The organism is Micromonospora sp. MW-13 (assembly GCF_003434305.1).
GTDB lineage: Bacteria > Actinomycetota > Actinomycetes > Mycobacteriales > Micromonosporaceae > Micromonospora.
In genome coordinates this window covers 25844-52601 of the sequence record NZ_QKKX01000005.1, presented here as the reverse complement: position 1 = coordinate 52601, position 26758 = coordinate 25844, and the positions used below count along the sequence as shown (strand labels likewise).

Annotated in this window: 27 protein-coding genes and 1 pseudogene; 13 read left to right on the top strand and 15 right to left on the bottom strand. The window is 73.0% G+C overall.

The annotated features are described in order from the left end of the window. Positions 1 to 23 precede the first annotated feature (23 nt). On the top strand, positions 24 to 2168 hold the full coding sequence (locus C5N14_RS02950; RefSeq protein WP_117665258.1) for a prolyl oligopeptidase family serine peptidase: 2145 nt from the start codon (positions 24 to 26) through the stop codon (positions 2166 to 2168). A 291-nt stretch (positions 2169 to 2459) separates the two neighbouring features. On the opposite strand, the gene C5N14_RS02945 is transcribed toward C5N14_RS02950, so the two are convergent. The 5 genes from C5N14_RS02945 to C5N14_RS02925 all read right to left on the bottom strand — a co-directional run bounded on the left by C5N14_RS02945 (position 2460) and on the right by C5N14_RS02925 (position 8590). Continuing rightward, a complete protein-coding gene (locus tag C5N14_RS02945; RefSeq protein ID WP_117665257.1) occupies positions 2460 to 4202 on the bottom strand; it encodes an ABC transporter substrate-binding protein in 1743 nt (580 codons plus the stop codon). A 153-nt stretch (positions 4203 to 4355) separates the two neighbouring features. After that, positions 4356 to 5342 carry an ABC transporter permease gene (locus C5N14_RS02940; protein WP_117665256.1) on the bottom strand — a complete coding sequence of 329 codons (987 nt, stop codon included), beginning with the start codon at positions 5340 to 5342 and terminating at the stop codon, positions 4356 to 4358. 10 nt (positions 5343 to 5352) lie between these two features. Beyond that, positions 5353 to 6360, bottom strand: coding sequence for an ABC transporter permease (locus tag C5N14_RS02935; protein WP_117665255.1), 1008 nt, complete (start codon positions 6358 to 6360; stop codon positions 5353 to 5355). Further along, positions 6357 to 7364: an ABC transporter ATP-binding protein gene (locus C5N14_RS02930; RefSeq protein WP_117665254.1), complete on the bottom strand. Its 1008-nt coding sequence runs from the start codon at positions 7362 to 7364 to the stop codon at positions 6357 to 6359. The genes C5N14_RS02935 and C5N14_RS02930 overlap by 4 nt, the downstream gene beginning before the upstream one ends. Positions 7365 to 7537: 173 nt before the next feature. Further along, positions 7538 to 8590 carry an ABC transporter ATP-binding protein gene (locus C5N14_RS02925; RefSeq protein WP_371685793.1) on the bottom strand — a complete coding sequence of 351 codons (1053 nt, stop codon included), beginning with the start codon at positions 8588 to 8590 and terminating at the stop codon, positions 7538 to 7540. 275 nt (positions 8591 to 8865) lie between these two features. On the opposite strand from C5N14_RS02925, the gene C5N14_RS02920 reads away from it, so the two are divergent. The 6 genes from C5N14_RS02920 to C5N14_RS02895 all read left to right on the top strand — a co-directional run bounded on the left by C5N14_RS02920 (position 8866) and on the right by C5N14_RS02895 (position 16493). After that, positions 8866 to 9414 carry a Uma2 family endonuclease gene (locus tag C5N14_RS02920; RefSeq protein WP_117665252.1) on the top strand — a complete coding sequence of 183 codons (549 nt, stop codon included), beginning with the start codon at positions 8866 to 8868 and terminating at the stop codon, positions 9412 to 9414. 32 nt (positions 9415 to 9446) lie between these two features. Beyond that, the gene (locus C5N14_RS02915; RefSeq protein WP_117665251.1) at positions 9447 to 10883 is read left to right on the top strand and encodes a TldD/PmbA family protein; all 1437 of its coding nucleotides are present in this window, start codon (positions 9447 to 9449) and stop codon (positions 10881 to 10883) included. Positions 10884 to 10950: 67 nt separating this feature from the next. Next, a complete protein-coding gene (locus tag C5N14_RS02910) occupies positions 10951 to 12396 on the top strand; it encodes a TldD/PmbA family protein (RefSeq protein ID WP_117665250.1) in 1446 nt (481 codons plus the stop codon). Positions 12397 to 12680: 284 nt separating this feature from the next. Continuing rightward, positions 12681 to 13487, top strand: a complete 807-nt coding sequence (locus C5N14_RS02905) for a hypothetical protein (protein WP_117665249.1) — start codon at positions 12681 to 12683, stop codon at positions 13485 to 13487. Positions 13488 to 13497: 10 nt separating this feature from the next. Continuing rightward, the gene (locus tag C5N14_RS02900) at positions 13498 to 15429 is read left to right on the top strand and encodes a fumarate reductase/succinate dehydrogenase flavoprotein subunit (protein WP_117665248.1); all 1932 of its coding nucleotides are present in this window, start codon (positions 13498 to 13500) and stop codon (positions 15427 to 15429) included. Then, positions 15429 to 16493: a succinate dehydrogenase/fumarate reductase iron-sulfur subunit gene (locus C5N14_RS02895; protein ID WP_117665247.1), complete on the top strand. Its 1065-nt coding sequence runs from the start codon at positions 15429 to 15431 to the stop codon at positions 16491 to 16493. Before C5N14_RS02900 ends, C5N14_RS02895 begins: the two co-directional genes overlap by 1 nt. A gap of 106 nt (positions 16494 to 16599) precedes the next feature. Here the strand turns inward: C5N14_RS02895 and C5N14_RS02890 are convergent, their stop codons facing one another. Further along, positions 16600 to 17040: a (deoxy)nucleoside triphosphate pyrophosphohydrolase gene (locus C5N14_RS02890; protein ID WP_117665246.1), complete on the bottom strand. Its 441-nt coding sequence runs from the start codon at positions 17038 to 17040 to the stop codon at positions 16600 to 16602. A gap of 183 nt (positions 17041 to 17223) precedes the next feature. On the opposite strand from C5N14_RS02890, the gene C5N14_RS02885 reads away from it, so the two are divergent. Both C5N14_RS02885 and C5N14_RS02880 read left to right on the top strand, forming a co-directional pair. Next, the gene (locus C5N14_RS02885; protein WP_117665245.1) at positions 17224 to 17532 is read left to right on the top strand and encodes a 4a-hydroxytetrahydrobiopterin dehydratase; all 309 of its coding nucleotides are present in this window, start codon (positions 17224 to 17226) and stop codon (positions 17530 to 17532) included. Positions 17533 to 17707: 175 nt separating this feature from the next. After that, complete coding sequence (locus C5N14_RS02880; protein ID WP_117665244.1) at positions 17708 to 18070, top strand: PH domain-containing protein; 363 nt, start codon at positions 17708 to 17710, stop codon at positions 18068 to 18070. 73 nt (positions 18071 to 18143) lie between these two features. Here C5N14_RS02880 and C5N14_RS02875 read toward each other — a convergent pair whose 3' ends face one another. Next, on the bottom strand, positions 18144 to 18587 hold the full coding sequence (locus C5N14_RS02875) for a hypothetical protein (protein ID WP_117665243.1): 444 nt from the start codon (positions 18585 to 18587) through the stop codon (positions 18144 to 18146). Between the two features lie 132 nt (positions 18588 to 18719). Between C5N14_RS02875 and C5N14_RS02870 the strand changes: the two genes are divergently transcribed. Further along, positions 18720 to 18929: a hypothetical protein gene (locus C5N14_RS02870; protein ID WP_128763505.1), complete on the top strand. Its 210-nt coding sequence runs from the start codon at positions 18720 to 18722 to the stop codon at positions 18927 to 18929. Between the two features lie 94 nt (positions 18930 to 19023). Here C5N14_RS02870 and C5N14_RS02865 read toward each other — a convergent pair whose 3' ends face one another. Together C5N14_RS02865 and C5N14_RS02860 are read right to left on the bottom strand one after the other, a co-directional pair. Then, entirely contained in the window at positions 19024 to 19281 is a 258-nt protein-coding gene (locus C5N14_RS02865) for a hypothetical protein (protein ID WP_117665241.1), read from the bottom strand. Further along, positions 19281 to 19511, bottom strand: coding sequence for a DivIVA domain-containing protein (locus C5N14_RS02860; RefSeq protein ID WP_243639088.1), 231 nt, complete (start codon positions 19509 to 19511; stop codon positions 19281 to 19283). The genes C5N14_RS02865 and C5N14_RS02860 overlap by 1 nt, the downstream gene beginning before the upstream one ends. 240 nt (positions 19512 to 19751) lie before the next feature. On the opposite strand from C5N14_RS02860, the gene C5N14_RS02855 reads away from it, so the two are divergent. Together C5N14_RS02855 and C5N14_RS02850 are read left to right on the top strand one after the other, a co-directional pair. Beyond that, the gene (locus tag C5N14_RS02855; protein ID WP_117665239.1) at positions 19752 to 20165 is read left to right on the top strand and encodes a GntR family transcriptional regulator; all 414 of its coding nucleotides are present in this window, start codon (positions 19752 to 19754) and stop codon (positions 20163 to 20165) included. 150 nt (positions 20166 to 20315) lie between these two features. Then, positions 20316 to 21032, top strand: coding sequence for a vancomycin high temperature exclusion protein (locus tag C5N14_RS02850; RefSeq protein WP_117665238.1), 717 nt, complete (start codon positions 20316 to 20318; stop codon positions 21030 to 21032). Between the two features lie 41 nt (positions 21033 to 21073). On the opposite strand, the gene C5N14_RS02845 is transcribed toward C5N14_RS02850, so the two are convergent. From C5N14_RS02845 to C5N14_RS02825, 5 genes are all read right to left on the bottom strand, one after another. Next, positions 21074 to 21931, bottom strand: coding sequence for an alpha/beta hydrolase (locus C5N14_RS02845; protein WP_243639086.1), 858 nt, complete (start codon positions 21929 to 21931; stop codon positions 21074 to 21076). 35 nt (positions 21932 to 21966) lie between these two features. After that, positions 21967 to 22593 (bottom strand): histidine phosphatase family protein, encoded by a 627-nt coding sequence (locus C5N14_RS02840; protein ID WP_117665237.1) that lies wholly within the window; start codon positions 22591 to 22593, stop codon positions 21967 to 21969. A gap of 61 nt (positions 22594 to 22654) precedes the next feature. Then, positions 22655 to 23740, bottom strand: a complete 1086-nt coding sequence (gene ychF / locus C5N14_RS02835; RefSeq protein WP_117665236.1) for a redox-regulated ATPase YchF — start codon at positions 23738 to 23740, stop codon at positions 22655 to 22657. A 39-nt stretch (positions 23741 to 23779) separates the two neighbouring features. After that, a complete protein-coding gene (locus tag C5N14_RS02830; protein ID WP_117665235.1) occupies positions 23780 to 24514 on the bottom strand; it encodes a peptidase E in 735 nt (244 codons plus the stop codon). Positions 24515 to 24545: 31 nt separating this feature from the next. Then, positions 24546 to 25046 carry a MarR family winged helix-turn-helix transcriptional regulator gene (locus C5N14_RS02825; protein WP_243639084.1) on the bottom strand — a complete coding sequence of 167 codons (501 nt, stop codon included), beginning with the start codon at positions 25044 to 25046 and terminating at the stop codon, positions 24546 to 24548. A 93-nt stretch (positions 25047 to 25139) separates the two neighbouring features. Here C5N14_RS02825 and C5N14_RS32845 point away from each other — a divergent pair, with 93 nt between their 5' ends. After that, a complete protein-coding gene (locus tag C5N14_RS32845) occupies positions 25140 to 26288 on the top strand; it encodes an EamA family transporter (RefSeq protein ID WP_305792059.1) in 1149 nt (382 codons plus the stop codon). On the opposite strand, the pseudogene C5N14_RS32840 reads toward C5N14_RS32845, so the two are convergent. Next, a pseudogene (locus C5N14_RS32840) lies at positions 26243 to 26638 on the bottom strand (hypothetical protein); the annotation flags it as partial. The gene C5N14_RS32845 and the pseudogene C5N14_RS32840 sit on opposite strands and share 46 nt — an antisense overlap. Positions 26639 to 26758: the final 120 nt, after the last annotated feature.

The following is a 26758-nucleotide window of genomic DNA, read 5'->3' as shown; positions in this document are numbered from 1 at the left end:
GGCCCCGCTCTACGATCCGACGTGTGGACTTTCCCGAGCTGGCCGCCCGTACCCGCCGGTTCTGTCACGGGGCGCCGCGCGCCGTCACCGTGGCCGACGACGGGACCCGGGTGATGTTCCTGCGCTCGGCCGGTCCGGAGGATCCCGCCGACGCGCTCTGGCTGCTCGACCCGACCAGCGGCGAGGAGCGGCTGGTCGCCGACCCGGCGGCCCTGCTCGGCGCCGACGCCGACCCGGCGGCCCTCTCCCCGGGGGAGCGGGCGCTGCGCGAGCGGCGGCGGCTCAGCGCCGCCGGCATCGGCTCGTACGCCCTGGACGCCGCCGGCCGGGTGGCGGTCTTCGCGCTGGCCGGCCGGCTGTTCCGGGCCGACCTGGTGCACGGGGACGTGGTCGAGGTGAGCGCCGCCGGCCCGGTCCTCGACCCGCGACCGGACCCGACCGGCGAGCGGCTGGCGTACGTCACCGACGCCGCCGACGGGGTGCGCCGGGGCGAGCTGCGGGTGGTGGCGGCCGACGGCACCGACACCCTGCTGGCCGGCGAGGACGCCGGGGTGACCTGGGGGCTGGCCGAGCACGTGGCGGCCGAGGAGTTCGGCCGGTTCCGGGGCTACTGGTGGGCGCCGGACGGGCGTGGCGTGCTGGCCGCCCGGGTCGACGAGTCCCGGCTGCCCCGCTGGTACCTGCACGACCCGGCGGAGCCGGCGAGCCCGCCGACCAGCGTCGCGTACCCGCAGGCCGGCGGGCCGAACGCCGAGGTCAGCCTGCACCTGCTCGACCTCGACGGCGGCTGGGTCGACGTGCACTGGGACCGGGAGACCTACCCGTACCTGACGTCGGTCGACTGGGCCGACGGCAACCCGCTGATCACCGTGCTGCGCCGCTCCCAGCAGCACGGCCTGGTGCTCGCGGTGGACCCGCGCACCGGGGAGACCCAGGTGCACGCGGAGCTGGCCGACCCGCGCTGGGTGGAGCCGATCCCCGGCACCCCGGCGCACCTGCCGGACGGCCGGGTGCTGGTCGGCGGCGAGCTGGCCCACGACGGGTACGACGCCCGCTGCCTCTTCGCCGACGGCACCCTGCTCACCCCGCCCTCGCTGTACGTGCGCCGGGTGGTGGGCCGGCTACCCGCCGGCAACGGCCCGGCCGACCTGCTGGTCGAGGCGAGCGAGGGCGAGCCGAGCCAGCAACACCTGTACCGGGTCCGGACGCTGATCGGCGGCGGGGTGGACGCCCGCCGGATGAGCGGCACCCCCGGCTGGCACACCGCCGCGGTGGGCGGGGACACGCTGGTGGTCGGCACCGCCTCGCTGGACCAGCCGGGGACCACCTGGTCGGTGTGGCGCGGCGACCGGGAGGTGGCCCAGCTCCGCTCGCTGGCCGCGACCCCGCCGTACGCGCCGCGGCCGACGATGGTGCGGGTGACCGACCGGCGGCTGCCGAGCGCGGTGCTCTACCCGACCGAACACGTCAAGGGCACCCGGCTGCCGGTGCTGCTGGACGTCTACGGCGGCCCGGGGCACCAGGAGGTGGTGGCGGCCCGGTCGGCCTGGCTGGAACGGCAGTGGTGGGCCGACTCCGGCTTCGCGGTGGTCACGGTCGACAACCGGGGCACCCCCGGGGTCGCCCCGTCGTTCGAGAAGGCGGTGCACCGGCGGGTGGCCGACGTGGTGCTGGCCGACCAGATCGACGCGCTGACCGCGCTCGCCGGCAAGCACCCCGACCTGGACCTGGGCCGGGTCGGCGTCCGGGGCTGGTCGTTCGGCGGCTGGCTGGCCGGGCTGGCGGTGCTGCGCCACCCGGAGCTGTTCCGGTGCGGGATCGTCGGCGCCCCGGTCACCGACTGGGCCCTGTACGACACCGCGTACACCGAGCGCTACCTCGGCCTGCCGGAGGACGGGGTGGACGTCTACGCGCACCACTCGCTGCTGGAGCTGGCCGCCGAGCGGCCGGTGTCCGGTGAGCCGGCCCGGCCGCTGCTGCTGGTGCACGGCCTGGTCGACGACAACGTGGTGGCCGCGCACACGCTGCGGCTGTCGGCGGCGCTGCTCGGCGCGGGCCGGCCGCACTCGGTGCTGCCGCTGACCGGGGCCACGCACATGGCGGCGGGCGGCCTGTCGGAGCGCCTGCTCCGCCTGGAGCTCGACTTCCTCCGTACCCACCTGGCATGAAGGACGGCGCACCGCCGATCATCACGACCGGCGACTCGTTCGCTGGTGGGAGGCTGACCGACGCCCGCGCGCTCACCGATGGCACCTGCCAGTTCCGGTTCTCCGGGCCGGGGTCCGCAGCCGGCTCGATGCCGTGGAACGGCACATACGGAGCTGAGCCGCACACGTCATAACCCCCCGCCGGGCGGCGGGGTCCTGACAGACAGGGGGCGCGCGACCAGAAGGGGCCCCTCTCCACGCCGTTGTGGAGAGGGGCCCCTTCCTACCCGCGGGCTGGGGCCCGCGGAGGCGTCACTGCTTGACGTGCGCGTTCACGAAGGACGGGTAGCCGAAGACGCTGGAGATGAAGACCCCGCCGGCCTTCGAGCCGTGCACGGCGTAGGCCACGTCGACGTAGAGCGGCACCACCGGGGCCTGCTCCTTCATGATCCGCTCGTCGAGCTTGGCCCACTCCGGCCCCTGCTTCGCCGGCTCCAGGGTGAGGATCCGGTCGAACTCGGCGTTGATCGCCGGGTCGTTCAGGTACGACTGGTTGCTGTTGCCCTCGGCCTTGATGGTCCGGCCGTCGTAGAGCACCGGCAGGATGGACGCCCCGCTGGGCCAGTCCGCCGCCCAGTTACCGATGTACAGGTCCCAGGGGTTGTCCTTCTTCTTGACCTCGTCGAGCTTCGCGTCGTCCGGGATGTTCCGGACAGTGATCTTGAAGCCGGCCCGCTCCAGGTTGCTCTTGAGCTGGATCGCCATCGCCTGCTCGCTCGTGTTGTCGGCCACCCCGAGGACCAGCTCCGGGGTCTGGCCGCCGAGCAGCTCCTTGGCCTTGTCGACGTCGCCGTTCGCCCCCGCCGGGTACGCGTCGAACGCCTTGAAGCCGATGGTGGACGACGGCATCAGCGTGGTCATCGGCTGGGCCACGGTCTGCCCGCCGACCGCCTTGATCAGGCCCTCCCGGTCGATGGCGTAGTTCAGCGCCTGGCGGATCTTCAGGTCCTTGACCCGCTGGTTGTTGATCACGAGCTGGTTGGCGCTCGGCGTCGGGGAGAGGATGGTCCGCGACTTCAGCGCCTGGTCCTGGGCCACCCTGGCGACCAGCGAGGACGGCACGTAGTTGAAGGCGATCGCGCTCTGGTCGGCGCCGTTGTCGGCGATCACCCGGTTGTTGGCGGCGTCGGCGGTCGGGCCGAAGCTCCAGACGAACTGGTCCGGGTACTGGTGGCGCACCGGGTCGGTGCTGGCGTCCCAGTTGGGGTTGCGGTCCAGGGTGAGCTGCACGCCGGCCTGGTTCTTGGCGACCTTGTACGGGCCGGAGGAGAACGGCCGCTGGTCCAGGTTGACCCCGGTGTCCTTGTCTGCCTTCAGCGGCGCGGTGGTCGGCAGCGACACCGCGAACGGCAGGTCGCAGCGGGGCTTGGCGAACTCGAAGCGCAGGGTCTTCGCGTCCGGGGCGGTCAACCCCGGCGGCAGCGAGGTCTTGTTCTTCTTGAAGTCCCACTTGGTGTCGAACTCCGGGCTGTCGGCCAGCCACTCCTGGAGGTAGGTCGGGCCGCCGGCGAGGTCCGGGTCGAAGGACCGGGCGATGCCGTACGCGATCTCCTTGGAGGTGATCGGGCTGCCGTCCTCGAACTTCACCCCGTCCTTGATCTTGAACTCCCAGACCTTGCAGTCGGAGTTGACGTTGGTGCCCGGGGTCTCGGCCAGGTCGCCGACCAGGACCAGGCCGCCCTTGCCGTCGTCCTTCCAGGTGGTCAGGTAGCGGGCGAAGAGCGGGTTGGCCATCAGGCCCGCGAACGAGTACGTCCGCTGCGGGTCCAGGTGGGAGATCGGGGTCTCCCGGATGATGGTGAAGGTGCCGCCCTTCTGCGCCCCGGCCACCTCGGCCGCCGGGCCCCGCGAGTCCTTCGGGTCGGTGGCGATGACCCCGGTCTGCTGCCGGGTGTTGTCCACCGTGGTGCCCTCGCCCGTGTTCTCCGAGCAAGCCCCCAACGTCACCACCAGTGCGATGGCGCCGCCTGCGGCGACCGCTGCGCGTGGTCTCATCTCCTACCTCCTCCACCCGGTGCCGCCGGGCGTGAACGCCGACGTCCCGAGGATCGTAAAGAAGAAAACCTTCGGATTGTGTAACGGTTCTTGATAACTTTCGTCGCCGTCGGAGGGGCGGCCGGCCGGCGGACGCCCGCCACCGGCCGGCCGTCAGCGCAGCCGCACCCGGGGGTCGATCGCGGCGTAGAGCAGGTCCACCAGGACGTTGGCCAGCACCACGAAGACCGCGGCGATGAGCACGGTGGCCATGATGGTGGGCAGGTCACCGGCGCGGACCGCGTCCACCGCGGTACGCCCCAGCCCCTGGATGCCGAACGTGGTCTCGGTGATGACGGTGCCGCCCAGCGCCCCGCCGACGTCCAGCCCCGCGATGGTCACCACCGGGGTGATCGCCGCGCGCAGCGCGTGCCGCCCGTACACCTTGGGTTTGGTCAGGCCCTTGGCCCGCGCGGTGCGGACGAAGTCCTCGGACAGCGTCTCCAGCATCTGCGCCCGGGACAGCCGGGCGTAGATGGCGGAGTAGAGGAAGGCCAGCGCGACCCAGGCGAGCACCAGCCCGCTGGCCCACTTCACCGGGTTGTCGAACAGCGACGTGTAGCTCGGCACCGGCAGCAGCCGCAGGTTGTAGACGAAGACCAGCAGCAGCACCGCGCCGACGAAGTAGAGCTGCAACGACGCGCCGGTCAGCGAGAAGCCGATGGCCAGCCGGTCCAGCCAGGTGCCCCGGCGCAGCGCCGAGACCATGCCGAGGCCGACACCGAGCAGCAGCCAGAGGATCGCCGCCGGGATCACGATGCTCAGCGTCACCGGCAGCACCCGGGCGATGGTGTCGCTGACCGCCTCGTTGGTGACGTACGACCAGCCCAGGCAGGGGGCGTCGCACCGGCCGCCCTGGGCGCTGCCCAGGTCCCGACCGGTGACGATGCCCTTCATGTAGCCCGCGTACTGGGTGATCAGCGGGTCGCGCAGGCCCAGTTCCTGCCGGACCCGCTCCAGTCGCTCCGGGTTGCAGTTCTTCGGGCACATGCCGGTGACCGGGTCCCGGGGCAGGGCGAAGAACATCAGGAAGCTGAACACGCTCACCGCGAACAGGGTGAGCGCGGCGGAGAGCAGCCGCTTGACCAGGAACCGCACCATGGCGAAACCCCTACCGGGACGACTTCGGGTCGAGCGCGTCGCGCAGCGCGTCCCCGAAGAGGTTGAAGGCGAACACCAGCGCGAAGATCGTGATGCCGGGGAAGAAGACGTACGCCGGGTCGGTCTGGAGGTAGTCCAGGCTGCGGTAGATCATCCGGCCGAAGCTCGGCGTCTCGTCGGTGAGCCCGACGCCGATGAACGACAGCGCCGCCTCGCTGGTGATGTACGACGGCACCGCGAGGGAGAACGACACCAGGATCGGCGCCCAGATGTTCGGCAGGAGCTGACGGAACAGCATGTGCCCCAGCCCGGCGCCGCTGGCCCGGGCCGCCTCCACGAACTCCCGCTCGCGCAGCGCGATGACCTGCCCCCGGACCAGCCGGGCGGTGCTGGTCCAGCCGAAGAGGGCGAAGACGGCGATCAGCACGCCGATCTGGAACGCGGCCGGCACCGCCTCGCGCTGGCCGTAGAAGCGCAGCGCGACGGTCGGGGTCAGCGCCAGCGCGATGATCAGGAACGGCATGGCCAGGGTCAGGTCGGTGATCCAGTTGATCACCGCATCGAGCCAGCCGCCCAGGTAGCCGGCGAGGGTGCCCAGCACGATGCCGATCGCGGCGGTGATCACGGCGGCGGCGAACGCGATGAACAGCGACGTCCGCAGGCCGTGCACCATCCGGATGAAGATGTCCCGGCCCAGGCCCGGCTCCAGCCCGAACCAGTGCTCGCCGCTGATGCCCCCGGCATACCCCAGCGGCATGCCGAAGCCGTCGAGGCGGGTCTGGAACTGCTCGCGCGGGCCCACCCCGTACAGCGCCTGGATCAGCGGCACGGCGAGGGCGACCAGCACGAAGAAGGCCAGCATGCCGGCGCTGACCATGGCGGTTCGGTCCCGCCGCAGCCGGGCCCAGGCGAGCTGGCCGGGCGACCGGCCGACGAACCCCTTCGCCTTCGGCGCGGCACCGTCGCCGGTGGACTCGATCTCCGCCAGCGCCACGCCCTCGACCGGGGACAGGCTCACCTCGTCACCTCCGCACCGCTCACGCCGGCCCGCTCGGACTCCGGGAAGTGGCAGGCAGTCGACTGCGCGCCGCCGTCCCGGGGCACCAGGGCCGGCTCCTCGGTCGCGCAGACGTCCTGCGCCTTCCAGCAGCGGGTGCGGAACCGGCAGCCCGACGGCGGGTTCAGCGGGGTCGGCACGTCGCCGGTCAGCCGGATCCGGCCGCCCGGCCCGAGCGTCGTCACGTCCGGGATCGCCGACAGCAGGGCCCGGGTGTACGGGTGCTGCGGGCGCTCGTAGATGTCCGCCCGGTCGCCGATCTCCACGATCCGGCCCAGGTACATCACCGCGACCCGCTGGCAGAAGTGCCGCACCACGGCCAGGTCGTGGGCGATGAAGACGAACGCCAGCCCGAGGTCCCGTTGCAGGTCCCGGAGCAGGTTGACCACCTGGGCCTGGATCGACACGTCCAGGGCGGAGACCGGCTCGTCGGCGACGATCAGCTTCGGCCGCAGGGCCAGCGCCCGGGCGATGCCGATGCGCTGCCGCTGCCCGCCGGAGAACTCGTGCGGGTAGCGGTTGTAGTGCTCGGGGTTGAGCCCGACCAGCTCCAGCAGCTCCTGCACCCGCTTGCGCACCCCGCCCGGCGGGTCGATCCCGTTGACGTGCAACGGCATCGCCACGATCCGGCCGACGGTGTGCCGGGGGTTCAGCGAGGCGTACGGGTCCTGGAAGATGATCTGGAGGTCCTGGCGCAACGGGCGCAGCTCGCGCCGCCCGGCGTGGGTGATGTCCCGGCCGGCGAACTCGATCCGCCCGGCGGTCGGCTCCAGCAGCCGCACCAGCATCCGGCCGGCGGTGGTCTTGCCGCAGCCGGACTCCCCCACCAGGCCCAGCGTCTCCCCGGGGCGCACCTCGAAGTCCAGGCCGTCGACGGCCCGCACCAGCCCGGTGGCGCGGAACCCGCTGCGCACCGGGAAGTGCTTGGTCAGCCCGCTGACCCGCAGCAACGGCTCGGTACTCACTGGGGCCTGCCTTCGTTCACGACTGCGGGACTCCGCTCCGCTACGTTCCTCGCGCTCACCAGGGCCTGCCTTCGTTCGCGACTGCGGGACTCCGCTCCGCTACGTTCCTCGCGCTCACCGGAGCCCACCTTCGTTCGCGACTGCGGGACTCCGCTCCGCTACGTTCCTCGCGCTCACCGGGCCACCCCCACGTGTGCGACGTCCTCGCGGTACAGCAGGGTGCGCTCCCGGGCGGTCAGGTGGCAGGCGACCAGTTGACCGGCCTCGCCGGCCGGACCCAGCGGCGGGACCTCGGCGCGCGACCGGCCGCCGGTGCGGTCGGCGTACCGGCAGCGGGGGTGGAAGGCGCAGCCCGCCGGCAGGTTGATCAGGCTGGGCGGGTTGCCCGCGATCGGCACCAGGTCCGCGTCCGCGTCGCCGTGCAGCGCCGGCACGCTGGAGAGCAGGCCCCAGGTGTACGGGTGCTGCGGGCGCCGGAGCACCTGCTCCACGCTGCCCTGCTCGACGGCCCGGCCGCCGTACATCACCAGCACCTCGTCGGCGACCTGGCCGACCACGCCGAGGTCGTGGGTGATCAGGATGATCGCGGAGTGGAACTCGGCCTGGAGGTCGGCGAGCAGGTCCAGGATCTGCGCCTGCACGGTGACGTCCAGCGCGGTGGTCGGCTCGTCGGCGATCAGCAGGTCGGGGTCGTTGACCAGCGCCATGGCGATCATCGCCCGCTGCCGCATGCCGCCGGAGAACTCGTGCGGGTACTGGTCGTACCGCTTCGCCGGCTGCGGAATGCCGACCCGGCCGAGCATGTCGACGGCCCGCCGCCGGGCCTCCCGCCGGCCGGCCCGGGGGTGGTGCACCCGGTACGCCTCGGCGATCTGCCTGCCCACCGTGTAGTACGGGTGCAGCGCCGACAGCGGGTCCTGGAAGATCATCGCCATGTCCCGGCCGCGCAGCCGGCGGATCTCCTCCTCGGGCAGGCCGACGAGCTGCCGGCCACCGACGGAGATCCCGCCGGTGATGGTGGCGCGCTTCGGATCGTGCAGCCCGAGCACGGCCAGCGAGGTGACGCTCTTGCCGGAGCCGGACTCGCCGACGATGCCGAGGGTGCGCCCGCGCTCCACGGCGAAGGAGACCCCGTCCACCGCGCGGACCGTGCCGTCCTCCGTGGCGAAGCGCACCCGCAGGTCGCTGACCCGCAGGTACGGCCCGTCGCCGCGCTGCTCCGGCACGCCGGGGCGGTCGCCCGGTTGCCCGGACGGCGCCGATGCTGGCTTGTCCACGACCGCCTCCCTCAGTGACGAAGAGAAACTACAACAGATCACTGGGGCTGAAACTAAGCTACAAAGCGGGGGCTGTCAGCGGGGCCCAGCGTAACGACTCGGCAACGCCGGCCGACAGCCTCACCTGGACGTCGGCGGCGACCTGTGCCGCCGTCGCACCTCGGGTGCGACCATGGGGGCGGCAACCGGGAGAGGATCCGCGCCGGATCGAGGAGGAGGTGGCCATGACCGCGGCGGTGTTCGACCACGACGGACCGTGGACCGAGGAGGAGTACCTCGCCCTCGGCGAGACGTCCCAGCGGGTCGAACTCTTCGACGGGAGCCTCCACGTGACCCCAGCCCCCGCCCCCCGGCACCAGCGGATCTCACGCAAGCTGGGCAACATCCTCGAACCGGCCGCCGAGGCCGTCGGGCTGGAACTGCTGGAGGCGGTGACCGTCCGGCTCAGGCCCGGACGGGTCCCCGTTGCCGATCTCGTCGTCACGAACCCGGTCGACCTCGACGATCCCAACGTGGAGGCGCACGAGGTCCGGCTGGTCTGCGAGATCCTCTCGCCGAGCAACGCGGCCACCGACAAGGTGCTCAAGATGCACTACTACGCCGCCGCCGGCATCGACTGGTACCTGCTGATCGAGCAGGACACCGGCGCGCTGCGCCTGTACCACCGTCGACACGCCCACTATGTGGAGCACTCGGCGGTCAAACGGGGCGAGGTGCTGGAGCTGACCGAGCCCGTCCGGGCGACCATCCGGCCGGAGGATCTCGTCCCCTGACGGATGTCGGTCCCGTCACCTAGGGTCGGGCCATGACCGGATTCGATGCGGCGTCCGCGGCCGTGCAGGCCGCTCTGGACGCGGGGGCCCGGTACGCCGACGCCCGGGTGATGCACCGCCGGTACGAGTCGATGTCCGCCCGCAACGGCGACATCGAGGAGCTGACCCAGGACGAGAGCCTCGGGCTGGGCGTCCGGGCGCTGGTCGGGTCGAGCTGGGGCTTCCACGCCGTACCGGAGCTGTCCGACGCCGCGGCCCACGACGCCGGCCGGCGCGCCGCGCGGATCGCCGCCGCGAGCGCGCGCGTCCCCGGCCCGCCGATCGACCTGGTGCCGGCCGAGCCGACCGTCGCGAGCTGGGCCTCGGCGTGCGAGGTGGACCCGCTCGGGGTGGCGCTGTCCGACAAGGGCGACCTGCTGGTCGGCGCGACCGCCACGATGGCCGCGCACGGCGCGGATCTGGCCGAGGGGCTCTACCAGGTCTGGGACACCACGAAGTGGTTCGTCTCCAGCGAGGGGCACCGCATCGACCAGCACATCCGCGAGTGCGGTGGCGGCATCTCGGCCACCTCGATCGGCGACGGCGAGACCCAGCGCCGGTCGTACCCGAGCTACCGCGGCCAGTACGGCACCACCGGCTGGGAGCTGGTCACCTCGCTCGACCTGGCCGCCCACGCCGCCCGGATCGCCGAGGAGAGCCGGGCGCTGCTCACCGCCCCGCAGTGCCCGGCCGGCGAGACCGACCTGATCCTCGGCGGCGAGCAGCTCGCGTTGCAGATCCACGAGTCGGTCGGGCACGCCATCGAGCTGGACCGCATCCTCGGCTGGGAGGCCGCCTTCGCCGGCACGTCGTGGCTGGACCTGGCCCAGCTCGGCTCGCTGCGCTACGGCTCCGAGCTGATGAACGTCGTCATCGACCCGACCATCCCCGGCGCGCTGGGCAGCTTCGGCTTCGACGACGAGGGCTCCCCGGCGGCGCGGCGGGACGCGGTGCGCGAGGGCCGGTGGGTCGGGGTGCTCGCCGGCCGGGACTCGGCCGCCGTCGCCGGCCTGGACCACGGCGGCAGCGTACGGGCCGACGGCTGGGCCCGGCTGCCGATGGTGCGGATGACCAACGTCGGCCTGGAGCCCGGCCCGCACACCCTCGACGAGATCGTCGCGGCCACCGACGACGGGGTGCTGATGGACCTCAACCGCTCCTGGTCCATCGACGACAAGCGGCTGAACTTCCAGTTCGGCTGCGAGGTCGGCTGGGAGATCAAGAACGGCCGGCGGGGGCGGATGCTGCGCAACCCCACCTACACCGGCATCGGCCCGCTGTTCTGGCGCTCGATGGACATGCTCTCCTCCGAGACCGTCGCGTGGGGCACGCCGAACTGCGGCAAGGGCCAGCCCGGCCAGACCGGCCACACCGGGCACCCGGCCGCGCCGGCCCGGTTCCGAAACGTCCGAGTGGGGGTCCGCGCATGAGCGAGCGAATCGTCAGGCGCAGTGCGGTGAATCCGCATGCGACCGCCGGGCGGGGCGAGGTGGTCGCATGAGCCACGACGCCGAGCGGCACCCGCTCGACCTCGCCGGCCGGGTGGTCGACCTGGTCCACCGGCTGGGCGGGCCGGGGGCCGAGGCCGAGGTGGTGGTCACCCGGTCCGAGCTGGCGCTGACCCGGTTCGCCAACTCCTTCGTCCACCAGAACGTGGCCGAGTCGGGCGTCGGGGTTCGGCTGCGGCTGCACGCCGACGGGCGGACGGCCGCCGGTGGCGGCAGCGTGGTCACCCCGGACGGGCTGGCCGCCCTGGTCGAGCGGACGCTGACCGCGGCCCGGCTCTGCCCGCCCGACCCGGCCTGGCCGGGGCTGGCCCCGCCGGTGTCGGTGCCGGCCGCCCCGGTGTGGGACGAGGCCACCGCGTTCGCCGAGCCCGCCGAGCGGGCCGAGCGGGTGCGCGCGTTCGTGGCCGCCGTCGGCGGGCTGGAGGCCGCCGGCTACTGCCGCACCGCGTACCGGTCGGCGGCGTTCGCCAACTCGGCCGGCCACTCGGCGCGGGGCAGCACGGCCGAGGCGGCGATGGACGGCATCGCCCGGGCCGGTGGGGCGGACGGGGTGGCCCGGCTCTGCGCGGACCGGCTCGCCGACCTCGACGGGGCGGCGCTGGGGCTCCGGGCCGCCGCGAAGGCCCGGGCCGCCGTGGACCCGGTCGAGCTGCCGCCGGGCCGCTACGAGGTGGTGCTGGAGCCGGCCGCCGTGGCCGACCTGCTGCACAACCTCGCCCTGTGGGGCTTCAACGGCAAGCGGTTCGCCGAGCGGCAGTCGTTCGCCGAGCCGGGCGTCGTGCAGTTCGACCCGGCGGTGACGCTCGTCGACGACCCGCTCGGCGGCTCCGGGCTGCCGTTCGACGCCGAGGGCGCCGGCCGGCGGGCGCTGACCCTGGTGGACGCGGGCACCACGGTCGCCGTGACGCACGACCGGCGCAGCGGCGCGCAGGCCGGCGCGGGCTCCACCGGGCACGCGGCGCCGGGGGCGGCCACCTTCGGCCCGACGCCCGGCAACCTGCGGCTCACCGGCCCCGCCGGGGTGGCCGCCGCGGGCGACCCCGGTGCCACCCGGGCGGCCGGTGCCGGGCCGCCGGTCGGGCCGGAGCCGCCGGTCGGGCCGGTGCTCGACGCCGAGACCGCCGCCCTGGTCGCCGGGATGGACCGCGGCCTGCTGGTCAGCGATCTCTGGTACACCCGGGTACTGGACACCAAGAGACTGGTGATCACCGGGCTGACCCGCAACGGGGTCTGGCTGGTGGAGGGCGGCGTGCCGGTCCGGGCGGTACGCGACTTCCGCTTCACCGAGTCGTACCCCCGGGCGCTGGGGCCCGGCGCGGTGCTCGGGATCGGCCGCCGGCCCGTCCGGCAGCCGGACCGGGTCGACGGCGTCTGGTGGGACGCACCGGCGCTGCGGCTGGCCGCCTGGAACTTCACCGGTGGCGCCTCCGGCTGAACCCCGCTGCTCCCGGCCGGTCCTGGGCCGGCCGGACAGTGAGGTTATTAACATCCGGAGCTCAAACGTGTTGCGAGGGCTTTCCGGGGGCCTGGACACACGGGACACTCCCTTGCGCGGACGGCCAGCGGAGATCGGCGTAACGTGTGTCACTTAGCTGCGCCGGCACGCCCGGTGTGGTCTTGGCTTGCGCGTGACGTGGCAGCGGGCACGGGGTTCGCCGGTCCGCATGCCGACCGGAACATGATGCCGCCCGTGAGGGCCCCGTCAGGGAGACGACTCGAATGACATCAACGGCAACGAGGCCGCGGGGAGCGCGAGCACGCGCCGCCATAGCGGCGAAGACGTTGCGGACCGACCGCTGGTGGCTCGCCCCACTGATCACCGTCGTCGGGCTCGGCGCCTGGGTCGCGTACGCGACGGTCCGGGTCTTCATGCACAAGTGGTACTGGGTGGATCAGTACCACTACCTGACCCCGTTCTACTCCCCCTGCGTCACCGACCGGTGCGTCGAGGCGTCCTCGCACTTCGGCAGCTTCCTGCCCGGCTGGTGGATCATCCCGGACGCGGCGCTGACCCTGCCGTTCCTGCTGCTGTTCCGGCTCACCTGCTACTACTACCGCAAGGCGTACTACCGGTCGTTCTGGCTGTCTCCGCCGGCCTGCGCGGTCCCGGACGGGCACAAGACCTACTCCGGCGAGACCCGGTTCCCGCTGCTCGGCCAGAACCTGCACCGCTACTTCTTCTACGCCGCCGCGATCATCTCGCTGATCAACACCTGGGACGCGGTCCTGGCCTTCCACTCGCCGAAGGGCTTCGGCTTCGGGCTGGGCAACATCGTCCTGCTGGTCAACGTGGTCATGCTGTGGGCGTACACGATCTCCTGCCACTCCTGCCGACACATCATCGGCGGACGGCTCAAGCACTTCTCGGCGCACCCGGTGCGTTACAAGGCATGGACCGGCGTGTCCTGGCTGAACGTCCGGCACATGCAGCTCGCCTGGATCACCCTCGGCACCCTGGCGCTGACCGACTTCTACGTCATGGCGATCGCCGCCGGCTGGTTCAACGACCTGCGGTTCATCAACTAGAGGGCCTGACATGACCACCACAAATCGCATCGAACGACACCACTACGACGTCGTCGTGATCGGGGCCGGCGGCGCCGGCCTGCGCGCGGCGATCGAGGCCCGGCTCGCCGGCAAGAAGACCGCGATCATCTCGAAGTCGCTGTTCGGCAAGGCGCACACCGTGATGGCCGAGGGCGGCGCCGCCGCCGCCATGGGCAACGTGAACAGCCGGGACAACTGGCAGGTGCACTTCCGCGACACCATGCGCGGCGGCAAGTTCCTCAACAACTTCCGGATGGCCGAGCTGCATGCGAAGGAGTCGCCGCAGCGGATCTGGGAGTTGGAGACGTACGGGGCGCTCTTCGACCGCACCAAGGACGGGAAGATCTCCCAGCGCAACTTCGGCGGCCACGAGTACCCGCGGCTGGCGCACGTCGGCGACCGGACCGGCCTGGAGCTGATCCGCACCCTCCAGCAGAAGATCGTCTCCCTCCAGCAGGAGGACAAGGCGGAGCTGGGCTCGTACGACGCCCGGATCAAGGTGTTCGCCGAGACCACCATCACCGAGCTGCTGCTCGACGGCGAGAAGGTCGCCGGGGCGTTCGGCTACTACCGGGAGTCCGGCGAGTTCATCCTGTTCGAGGCCCCGGCGGTGGTGCTGGCCACCGGCGGCGTCGGCCGGTCGTACAAGGTCACCTCGAACTCCTGGGAGTACACCGGCGACGGGCACGCGCTGGCGCTGCGCTCCGGGGCGACGCTGATCAACATGGAGTTCCTCCAGTTCCACCCGACCGGCATGGTCTGGCCGCCCTCGGTGAAGGGCATCCTGGTCACCGAGTCGGTGCGCGGCGACGGCGGCGTGCTGAAGAACTCCGACGGCAAGCGGTTCATGTTCGACTACGTCCCCGACGTCTTCCGCAAGCAGTACGCGGAGACCGAGGAGGAGGCGGACCGCTGGTACACCGACCCGGACAACAACCGGCGTCCGCCGGAGCTGCTGCCCCGCGACGAGGTCGCCCGGGCGATCAACAGCGAGGTCAAGGCCGGTCGGGGTACGCCCGCCGGCGGCGTCTACCTGGACATCGCCTCCCGGCGCTCGGCCGAGGAGATCCGCCGCCGCCTGCCGTCGATGTACCACCAGTTCAAGGAGCTGGCCGACGTCGACATCACCAAGGAGCCGATGGAGGTCGGCCCGACCTGCCACTACGTGATGGGCGGCGTCGAGGTGGACCCGGACTCCGGGGCCGCGTACGGCAGCGTGCGCGGGCTGTTCGCCGCCGGTGAGGTCTCCGGCGGCATGCACGGCTCCAACCGCCTCGGCGGCAACTCGCTGTCTGACCTGCTGGTCTTCGGCAAGCGGGCGGGCGGCCACGCCGCCTCGTACGCCGACCAGCTCACCGCGCGCCCGAAGGTGGCGATCGGCGCGGTGGAGGCCGCGGTGGAGACGGCGCTCGCGCCGTTGCAGCGCGACACCGGGGAGAGCCCGTACCAGCTCCAGCAGGACCTCCAGGCGGTGATGGGTGACCTGGTCGGCATCATCCGGCGGGAGGGCGAGCTGGCCGACGCGCTGGGCCGGCTGGCCGAGCTGCGCGAGCGGGTGGCGAAGGTCAGCGCGGTCGGCGGCCGGCGGTACAACCCGGGCTGGCACCTCGCGCTGGACCTGCGCAACATGCTGGTGGTCTCGGAGTGCACCGCGAAGGCGGCGCTGGAGCGGCAGGAGTCGCGCGGCGGGCACACCCGGGAGGACTTCCCGACGATGGACCCGAAGTGGCGGCGGGTGAACCTGGTCTGCTCGCTGGACGGCGACGCCGTGCGGCTGACCCACAAGCCGCTGCCGAAGATGCGGGCGGAGCTGATCGGCCTCTTCGACCGCGCGGAACTGGCCAAGTACCTGACCGACGAGGAGCTGGCCGACTTCGACGCCCTCGTCGCCGACGCCGACGCCGAGGAGGCGGGGAACTGATGGGCACCAAGCGTCACTTCAGGGTCTGGCGCGGCGACGACAGCGGCGGCGACCTTCAGGACTACCAGGTCGAGGTCAACGAGGGCGAGGTGGTCCTCGACATCATCCACCGGCTCCAGGCCACCGACGCGCCGGACCTGGCCTGCCGGTGGAACTGCAAGGCGGGCAAGTGCGGCTCCTGCTCGATGGAGATCAACGGGATGCCCAAGCTGGGCTGTATGACCCGGATGTCGACCTTCGAGGAGAACGAGACCGTCACGGTCACCCCGCTGCGCACCTTCCCGGTCATCCGGGACCTGGTCACCGACGTCTCGTTCAACTACGAGAAGGCGCGGGAGACCCCGGCGTTCGCGCCGCCGGCCGGGGTGGCCCCGGGCGACTACCGGATGCAGCAGGTGGACGTCGAGCGCTCGCAGGAGTTCCGCAAGTGCATCGAGTGCTTCCTGTGCCAGAACACCTGCCACGTGATCCGGGACCACGACGAGAACAAGCACGCCTTCGCCGGCCCCCGGTACTTCATCCGGGCCGCCGAGCTGGACATGCACCCGCTCGACGCGCGGACCGACCGCCGGGAGTACGCGCAGGCCGAGCAGGGGCTCGGCTTCTGCAACATCACCAAGTGCTGCACCGAGGTCTGCCCCGAGCACATCAAGATCACGGACAACGGGATCATCCCCATGAAGGAGCGGGTCGTCGACCGCAGGTACGATCCCCTGGTGTGGCTCGGTAACAAGATCTTTCGGAGGGGTCAGGTGCCTCAGACCTTCGTGACCAGCGCGAAGCACGGCGACGCGGTGCACTCCCACGGCGCGCAGGGCGGGGTGCACTCGCACGCGGGCGACTCGCACGACCCGGCAGCCGAGGCCCAGGCCCAGGCCGGCGTCAACTGGCACCGCGAGGTGCCGAAGCCGACCGCCCCGGCGGTGGACGACAACGGCAAGCTCCCGCTGACGGAGCTCACCTTCGACCGGGCCGCCGCGCCGTCGCCGTTCGGCGACGACGTGACGTTCCCGCTGCCCCCGGAGCACCTGAACTTCGCCCACCCGGAGCAGGACAAGCACTGAGCACGACGACGCAGACGGGGGCCGCGGCACACGCCGGCGGCCCCCGTCCGCATTTCGCCCGTACGCCCGCTCGCTCCGTTCAGTCGGCGGCGAGCAGCGGGCCCGGTCAGTCGGCGGCGAGCAGCGGGCGCAGGGCGGCGACGATTGGGGCGTCGGCGGGAAGCCAGGTGACCGTGTCGAGTTCGTGGGCGGACAGCCAGCGCAGGGCGGAGTGTTCCAGGGCCTGCGGCTGGTCGCCGTGCAGCAGGCGGGCGGCGTACACCTTGAGCACGGAACGGCCGTGGGCCATCCGCACGTTGCGGCCGACCCGGTCACCGACCTCCACGCGTACGGCCAGTTCCTCGGCGCACTCGCGGACCAGCGCGGCGGTCTCGCTCTCCCCCGGCTCCACCTTGCCGCCCGGGAACTCCCACCTCCCGGCGACCTCGGGCGGGGCGGACCGGGCGCAGGCGAGCACCCGTCCGTCCGCGATGATCGCCGCGCCGACGATCACCTTCGGTTCCTGTCGTTCGGTCTGTCCGCCCTCGCTGGCCCGTTCGGTCTGCACGGGCGTCCAGGGTGCCAGATCAATCGGCGGTTTGGGTACCGTGGCCGTCCGCTAGTCCAGTAGAAGTGGGAAGTGTGGGCGTGGACACACCCTCGTTCGGGCGACAAACTTGAGGCACCGGCATAGACACGGGACGGCGACGATTTGGCCACAAGCCGGCAACGACGCCTGGGAGGGTCAGTGATGCGCGTGCTGTTCAGGGGGCGGACGAAGCACGACTACCTGAGCGACGCACTGACCCTGCTGACCGGATGGACCAGGGAGGGCGAGCAGATCCGGCGCACGCTGGTGATGGACGACACCCAACACGCCGCGCTCACCGAACGGGTGAAGGTGGTCGCCGACGCCCTGCACCTGCGCCCCGAGATCAGCCGCCGGGACGACCGGACCCAGATCCGGGTCGGGCACGGCGACGGCGAGCCGCTCACCGAGGGCGAGGTCCTGCTGGCGGCCCGCATCGAGGACGCGTACCGGGCCGTCACCGGCGAATGACCCCGCCGGGCTGGAGCCGGGTTGGGGCCAGGTTGATCCACTCCACATGCCGCACGTCGTGGCCTCCCCTCGCCCGGAAGCCACCTCATGCCGCACATCGTGTTGATCGTGCCGCCGCCCGGGCCGACGGGGTCTGACCGGCGGGGCGTTGGCGCGGCCGACCTACCGTGGAGTCATGGCCAACGCGACATACGACCGCAAGGAGCAGTTCCAGCAGATCCAGAGCGGGCTGCTGGACGGGGAGCAGATCATCGCCGTCTACGACGCCGTGGGCACCGGCACCGGGTTCATCGGCCTCACCGACCGGCGCGTGATCATCCAGGACCGGTCCTTCGTCGGCAAGCGGTACGCGATCACCAGCATCCCGTACTCGAAGATCACCAGCGTGAGCGTGGTGAGCAACAAGTCATGGGGCGGGGAGTTCTTCTCCACCGGGGCGATCGCCATCCACGTGGGCACGCACACGTACGAGGTCGAGTTCCGGGGCGCGCAGAAGAGCCACCACGTGCACAACGTGATCCTGCACTACATCTCCTGACCCCGTCCGGGCGGGCGGCACCCGGGCGGACTCCGCTCGATGCGGCTCGGTGGCGACGCTTGCCCGCGACCGGCTAGGCCTCGTCGTCGAGCCACCGTTCCCGGCACCTGCGACACCTGCCACCCCACTCGTCCCGGTCCCAGTCGTGCTCGGTCCGCACCTGGGTGACCTCGTCACAGACCTCGCAGACCTGGGCGTAGTCGCAGGGGTCGGCAGAATGAAACCGTCGCTGAGGTGCGGGCAGGTCGGTCACCGGCACGGAACGAGTCCGGTTGTGCTGGCGCCACCTCGACTCGTGCCCGCACCGGACGCAGTCGGCAACCTGCTCGCAGGGCTCCGCCGCGCCGCGGGCGCGGCCGTACGTGTGCACCACCTCGGCGGAGAAGAACTGCCCGCAGTGCCGGCACCGCCGCTCGTAGCGGCACGGGTCGTCGGGGCCGACGAACTCGGACGGCAGATGCAGCCCGAGTCGGCAGAGGACACGTCGAACCCTGCCCGCCTGCTGCGGAGCTGACATGGCGAGTCCCAACCTCGACTGCGGAAAGGTACCGCTGACAGTACGCCCCGTCACCCCCCACCGCTATGCAGCGCGACCTCGACAGGCTGGCGCGGGCGGTCGGGGCTTGCCCGCTGTTCCACAATGGGTGGCATGACGACGGTGATGGTTTTCCTCGGGGCGGCCGTGGCGCTGGCCGTGGCCGCGTTCGTCCTGGTCTCCTGGCGGGACCGGCGGCGGCAGTCCGGCCCGGAGGACTCGGCGGCGGCCCGGGAGGCGGCCAGCACCCAGGAGCGGTACGCGGCCGAGCGGCACGGCGCCCAGGGCGAGGTGTGGCAGCGCGGGCAGACCCCTCAAGGCTGACCGGGCGGCACCCCGATCCGCCGCCGGCACCCGCCGGGTTGGCTGGCTGCTGCCGGCCTGGCTGCGCGCCGCCTGCGCGACCGTCCGCCGAGGGTCAGCGGCTCGGCCGGCGGGTGCAGGGGCCGTCGTGGTCGGCCCGGAGCAGGCAGCGCCGGCCGCCCGGCAGGCGCAGATCACAGAAGACCCGATGCCGTACGCCCTGCTCGTCCTCGGCCGACACGGTGGTCTCCCCCGGGTCCGCCGAGGAGAGCACGCCCGCCCACCCGGCCACCACCCGGGCGAGCCGCACCGCGCCGGCCAGGTCGGGGGCGAGCACGGGCAGGTGGACGACGAACCGGCCCCGGGCCGCCATCAGTGCCGCCCCGCGTTGGGTCGGCGAGCCTGCGCGGCGCGCAGACGCCGCACCTCGCAGCCGAGCCGTGCCGTCTCCAGCCGGGCCGCCCGCAGCGCGTCGTAGTGGATGGCCAGTTCGGTGGCCACCCGGTCCAGGAACGCCTGCACCTCCCCCGGGTCCAGACCACGTCGCCCGAACCGGGCCGGCCGGAACCGCTGCGTCCGCACCTGCCAGGGCAGCAGCGACACGGATGTCGAGGAGCGCGGGCAGGGCGACGCCCCGCGCCTCCACGACGCCCGCCCGGATCCGCCGGACCACCTGAAGAAGCCGCGCACCACCAACCACCCCTCTGTGTACGGGACCCGTTCCAACCGATTGGGCGACGCACCTCAGCGTTCCCACCCGATCACCTGAAGTGACTGCGACTATACGGGCAGGGGCTCAGGGGCACAACCACTCTGGGCCACGGGGGAACAAGGCTCTACGCCATGACCATCGATCCGCGCTCGCACACTCCGGTCTATGTGCAGCTCGCCGGCCTGCTGCGACAGCGGATCAAATCCGGCGAGCTGACACCCGGTTCCGCACTGCCGAGCGAGGCGCGGCTGACCCAGGAGTACGGGATCGGCCGCGAGGCGGTCCGGATGGCGATCTCGCTGCTGCGCTCCGAGGGACTTGTCGTCACGGTGCGCGGACACGGCAGCTACGTCCGGGAGGTGCCCCGGCTGCGGCAGGTGGAATTGCCGCAGGGGGCCACCGTCCGCGCGCGCATGCCGAGCGCGGACGAGCGCCGGGCCATGCAGCTCGACGAGGGCGTACCGGTCTTTGAGGTGCGTGGTCTGAAGGGCGACGTGGAGGTCCTGCCAGGCGACGAGACCGAACTGTTCTACCCACCGGCCTGACCCGCCTGGGCGGCACCGCCACCACCTGGCGGCTCAGCGTTTCGGTCTCGCCAGAGAGATCGTGCCGTTTCCCCGCAACGGGGGACGGGCGGTGATCCGGGCCGCCGGCGGGCAAGATCAGTTGTTGGGCGGCCCTGGGATACTTGCCCCATGCGGGGTCGATTCTCCACTCTGATCCGAAGGCTACGCTCGGCCGACGGCCGGCGTACGCGCTGGCTGCGCCGCGCCGTCGTCGCGGCCGTCGTCGGCGCGGCGCTCCTGACCGGGGGCACCGTGGCCAGCGTCGGGTGGGTGCGCGGCGGCGCGGAGGGGCACATCTTCGCCGAGCAGGACGTCCCCGAGGCGCCGGTCGCCCTGGTGCTGGGCACCAAGGTCCACCCCGACGGGACCCCGTCGCCGTTCCTCACCGCCCGGCTGGAGATCGCGCAACGGCTGCTCACCGCCGGCAAGGTGCGCGCCATCCTGCTCTCCGGCGACAACATGAACCCGGACTACGACGAGCCGACCGCGATGCGGCGCTGGCTGCTCGGCCAGGGCGTGCCGGCGGAGAAGGTGGTGCTGGACTACGCCGGCTTCGACACGTACGACTCGTGCGCCCGCGCGAAGCGGATCTTCGGGGTGGAGCGGGCGACGGTGGTGACCCAGTCCTTCCACCTGCCCCGCGCCGTGGCGGTGTGCCGGCGGCTCGGCGTCGACGCCAGCGGCGTCGGCGACGAGACCGCCCGCGAGTACGGCCGGACGTGGCGGATCAGCTCCACCCGCGAGTACGGCGCCTGCGTGAAGGCCGCGGTGGACCTGCTGTCCGGCCGCGACCCGGTCCACCTCGGCCGCCGGGAGACCGGGGTCGAGGACGCGCTGCGCGCGTGACCCCAGCCCCTAACCGGCGGGCAGCAGGGCGTCCAGCCAGCTCAGCATGGTGGCGGCGTACTGCGGGCTGATGCTGTCGAGGTCCTCGCCCCCGTCGAGGGTGGGATAGTGGTCGCAGCCATCGAGCCGGCAGACGGTGGGCGGGGTGGGGCTGCGGCGGTGGCCCGCCGCCAGGCGGTGACGCTGGCGTCGATCGGGACCCACGCGTCGGTCGTACCGTAGAACAGCACCGGGCAGGCCACCCGGGCGAACACCGGGGCCGGGTCGAAGTCCATGTCGCGCCAGGTGCCCGGCTGGTCGGGCAGCTCGCGCGGCAGGTAGACCAGCGGGAACCAGGGGCGCTCGGCGGCGCGGTCGACGGCGGCCTGCGCGGTCGCGCGGTCGAGGTCGCCCCGCAGGTACGCCTCCACCGTGGCCCGCAGCCGGCCCAGCTCGGCCCGGTCCGCGTCGCCGTAGCCGTGCAGGCGGAGTTGTTCGGCGGTGCCGTAGCGCATCTGGGCGGCGGGGCTGACCCCGCTGGAGGAGACGAGCACGAGGAAGGCGACCAGGTCCGGGCGGAGCGCGGCGGTCAGCGGCGCGGTCCACGCGCCCTGACTCAGCCCCCAAAGCCCGACCGGCACGTCGCCGGCGTGCCGGCGCAGCACGTCGATCGCGGCGACCGCGTCGGCGGCCTGGTCGGTCAGCGGAACGTCGTGACCGTCCACCCCGGGCCGGCGGTCGAAGCGCAGCACCGCGATCCCCGCGCCGGGCAGCAGCCGGGCCAGGTGTTCGTAACAGAAGTACGACCGGTGCCCGGCTCCGGCCCCGTGCAGCACCACCATCCCGCCCCGCACCGGGCCGACCGGCAGGTCCAGCGTGGCCGCCAACCGCACCCCGGCACCGTCGAGTTCAAGCTCCACGCCGACATCCCACCGGGTCCGCCGCTTTCCGGGCGTCAGGAGACGTCGCTGAAGCGGCGCAGGGTCCACCGGGCCGGCGGCCAGCCGGTGGGGTCGTCGTCGGTGCTCCACTCGGTGATCGAGGCCGGGGCCACCGCCATGTCGAACGCCCGGAAGACCGGTTGACCGGCGAGGGCGTGGAAGGAGCCCTCGACCGTCTCGGTGTGCCCGACCAGCACGACGGTGCCGCCCCGGTGCCGGTGCGCGATGTCCATGATCGCGCGACTGACCCGTACGACCAGCTCCGCCCAGGTCTCGTTGCCCTCCTCGAACGGCCGGAACACCCCACCGCCCGCCGTCGCGTGGTCGGTCTGGAACCGGGTCGTCGACAGGCCGTCGGCGTACGGCGGGGTGTGCCAGGCGCACAGCCCGCAGTCCGCCACCGGGCTGACGCCCAACGCCCCGGCGATGGGCCACGCGGTCTCCACCGCCCGGCGCAGCACCGAGGAGTAGACGGCCACCGGGCCGGCGGCCGAGAGCTCCTCGCCGAGCCGGTCGGCCAGCCGGTGCGCCTGCTGATGGCCCGCGTCGGTCAGTCCCCGGCAGCCGTGCGGGCCACCCACGACACCGTCGACCTGGTGCACCGACTCGCCGTGTCGGACGAAGAGCAGCCGAGTTCGCATCACGCCATCATGCAGCGCACCGGCCTGACTGTCGATCAACCGATGGCGTACCGGCCCGGATTCAGACGTTGAAGCGGAACTCCACGACGTCGCCGTCCTGCATGATGTATTCCTTGCCCTCGATGCGCACCTTGCCGGCCGACTTCGCCGCCGCCATCGATCCGGCCGCGACCAGGTCGCCGTAGGAGACCACCTCGGCCTTGATGAAGCCGCGCTGGAAGTCGGAGTGGATGACCCCGGCGGCCTCCGGCGCGGTCGCGCCCACCGGGACGGTCCAGGCCCGGGCCTCCTTGGGCCCCGCCGTCAGGTACGTCTGGAGCCCGAGCGTGCGGAAGCCGACCCGGACGAGCTGGTCGAGGCCGGGCTCGTTCTGCCCGATCGACTCCAGCAGTTCGCGGGCCTCCTCCTCGGGCAGGTCCACCAGCTCGGACTCGATCTTGGCGTCCATGAAGACGGCCTCGGCCGGGGCGACCAGGGCACGCAGCTCGTCGAGGAACGCGGCGTTGGCCAGCTCGGCCTCGTCGACGTTGAAGACGTACAGGAAGGGCTTGGTGGTGAGCAGGTGCAGCTCGCGCAGGTGCTCCAGCTCGATCTTCGCGGCGGCGGCGCCCGCGTACAGCGTGCTGCCGCCGTCGAGTACCTCGACGGCCTGCTTCGCGGCGGCCACGGCGGCGGCCCGGTCCTTGCGGAGCTTGGCCTCCTTCTCCAGCCGGGGCAGCGCCTTGTCCAGGGTCTGGAGATCGGCCAGGATCAGCTCGGTGTTGATCGTCTCGATGTCGTCGGCCGGGGAGACCTTGCCGTCGACGTGCACCACGTTCGGGTCGGAGAAGGCCCGCACCACCTGGCAGATCGCGGACGCGTCGCGGATGTTCGCCAGGAACGCGTTGCCCCGGCCCTGCCCCTTCGAGGCGCCCCGGACCAGGCCGGCGATGTCGACGAACGACACCGGGGCGGGCAGCACCTGCTGCGAGGAGAAGATCTCGGCCAGCTTGTCCAGCCGCTCGTCCGGCAGCCCGACGACGCCGACGTTGGGCTCGATCGTGGCGAACGGGTAGTTCGCCGCGAGCACGTCGTTCTTGGTCAGCGCGTTGAACAGGGTGCTCTTGCCGACGTTGGGCAGGCCGACGATCCCGATGGTGAGGCTCACGGGCGGCCAGTCTACGCGGCCGGCACCCGCCGTCTCCGGTCAGCTCAGCAGACGCGGCTCGATCCGGGTCTCCCGGACGCCGCCGTCCCCGCGACGGACGAGTTCGTACGCCGCGACGCCCGCGCGGTCGGCGACCGCCTCGACCAGCCGGACGCCCCGGTAGACCAGCCCGACCCCGTCGTCGGTGCAGTGGCTGGTCGGCAGCGTGCCGTCGGCGACCAGCGCGTGCATCAGCGGTCGCCGCTGGTCCTCGCTGTCGTAGTGCACCCCGTTGCCGTACGGCAGCCAGCCCAGGCCGTCAGTGAAGCCGCGCAGCCGGGGGCCGAAGCTGTCGGTGGCGCCGCCGAGGTGCCAGCAGATCGAGCCGGCGGAGACCCCGGCCAGCACCACCCCGGCCTGCCAGCACTCGTGCAGGATCTCGTCGAGCCCGTGCACCCGCCACACCGCGCACAGGTTGGCCACGCTGCCGCCGCCGACCCAGATCACGTCCTGGGCGAGCAGGTGGGCCCGGACGTCGTCGACGTTCGGCATCGGGAACAGCGCCAGGTGCGACGCCCGGAACCGGGTGCCGGCGAACGCCGCGTGGACGGCGGCGATCGAGGCGTCCCGGTCGCCGACCGCCTGGCCGAGGTAGCACAGCCGCGGCTCGGGGCCGGCCTGGGCCAGCTCGGCGGCCAGCTCGAAGACCGGCCCGGGGCGCAGGTCGTTCGGGCCTCGGCGGCGGCTGAAGAAGCCCATGCTGGTGGCGATGATGGTCGGCTCGCTGGCGGGCACGGCGGGTCCTCTCCTCGGGCGGTCGAAAGTCTCAGGGACGGGGTTCGGCGGCGGCGAGCAGGGTGCGCAGCAGGTCGGCGAGCCGGGCCCGGTCCGGCGCCGGGAGGCCGTCGAGCAGGCGGCGCTGCACGGCGAGGCCCGCGTCGGCGGCCTCCTCGACGGCGCGCCGGCCGGCGTCGGTCAGGGTGACCTGGAGGCCCCGGCGGTCGGCCGGGTCGGGGGCGCGGCGGACCAGCTCGGCCCGCTCCAGCCGGTCGAGCCGGCCGGTCATCCCGCCGGAGGTGAGCATCAGCCCGGCGGCCAGCGCCTTCGGCGCGAGCGTGTACGGGGGGCCGGCCCGGCGCAGGGCCGCCAGCACGTCGAACTCGCCCCGGCTCAGGCCCCAGCCGGCGTAGACCTTCTCCTGCTCGTCGCCGACCAGCCGGGCGAGGCGGTAGATCCGGCCGAACACGGCCATCGGCTCGGGGCGCATCCCGGGCCGTTCCCGGCGCCACTGCTCGACGATGGCGTCCACGTCGTCCCGCTCGGTCACCCCGGCATTGTGCCGCACCTCGCACTGGCGCGGTTCACTCGACGGTGATTAGCTTAGCGCTAAGCTACTTAGCATCTAACGATTGGCGCCGCCATGAGCCGACGTACCGCCGACCTGCTGGCGACCGCCGCCGCGCCCGCCGCCTGGGGCACCACCTACCTGGTCACCTCCGAACTGCTGCCGCCCGACCGGCCGCTCTGGTCCGGGGTGCTCCGGGCGCTCCCGGCCGGGCTGCTGCTGCTCGCCCTGACCCGGCGCCGCCCGCACGGGGACTGGTGGTGGCGGGCCGCCCTGCTCGGCGCGCTCAACATCGGCGCGTTCTTCCCGCTGCTCTTCTACGCCGCCTACCGGCTGCCCGGCGGCACCGCCGCCGTGCTCGGCGCGGCGCAGCCGCTGCTGGTCGCCGGGCTGACCGTGCTCGCCCTCGGCGAACGGTCCCGGCCGCCCGCGCTGCTCGCCGCGTTCGCCGCCCCGCTGGGCGTGGCCCTGGTCGTGCTCCGCCCGGGCGCCGGGGTCGACCCGCTCGGCGTGGCCGCCGGGCTGACCGGCACCGCCGCGATGGCGGCCGGGCTGGTGCTGACCCGCCGGTGGGGCCGCCCGGCCGGCGTCGGCACCCTCGCCGCGACGAGTTGGCAACTCACCGCCGGGGGCCTGCTGATCGCGCCACTGGCGGTCGCGGTCGAGGGACCGCCGCCGCCCGTCGACGGCCCGGCCCTGCTCGGGTACGCCTGGCTCGGGCTGGTCGGCACCGCCCTCGCGTACGCCCTCTGGTTCCGGGGCGCGGCCCGGCTGCCGCTGACGCAGGTCTCCGTGCTCGGTGCGCTCAGCCCGCTGACCGCCGCCGCGCTCGGGTGGCTCGCGCTGGGCCAGTCGCTGAGCCCGACGCAACTCACCGGCTTCGCGGTCGCGGTCGCCGCGACGATCGTCGGCCAACTGCCCACGCTGTCCCGGAGCGCGACACCCGGCGCCGCCCGCCGGGCCGGGACACCCCGAACCGCGTCGGGTCAGCCGGCCAGCAGGCGCTGTTCCCCGGCGGCCGGCCCGCCGGCCCCCCGCCCGGGGGCAGCCCCCCTCCCGGCGGCAGCCTCCCGCCCGGTGCCGGCCGAGCCGCGCGCGGTCCCGGACCGCTCCCCGGTGGGCAGCTCGCGGCCGGTGGCCCCGGACAGCTCGTGGGTCGTGAACTCACCGCGGACCGCTGGCGGCAGTTCGTGGGCCGCCGCGGCCGGCAGCGTGAACCGGTAGGCGGCGGACGGGCCGGCCGCCGCGGACTCGCCGAGCATCCAGCGCACCTCGTCGACCGTCCAGCCCAGCCCGGAGCGGCCGGCGATCTCCCGGACCAGGCGCAGCCCCACCCGCGTGTCGTCGTCGTAGAAGCGCATGCACCAGTGGTGCGCCCACATGCCGAGGGCGCGCAGGCCGGCGGCGTCGAGTGACGCGGCGAGCCGGCCGCAGGCCGTGTCCCGGAACGCCCGCCCCGGGTCGCCGGTCCGGTCCCGCTCCATCGCGCCGTACGCCGCCGGGGCGACCGCCCGCATCCGGTCGTAGAAGCCCTGAACCACTGTGCGGTCGAGCCGCGCCCGCCCCGACCGCATCAACGGACACCTCGCCCGGCCACGCTCGCCATCGCCGCACCCTTCTTGAGTTGGTGGCGGGGACCGTACCGGCCCCTACCGACACTTTCGGCCCGGATCTCCGTTCCCGGAGCAGGGACG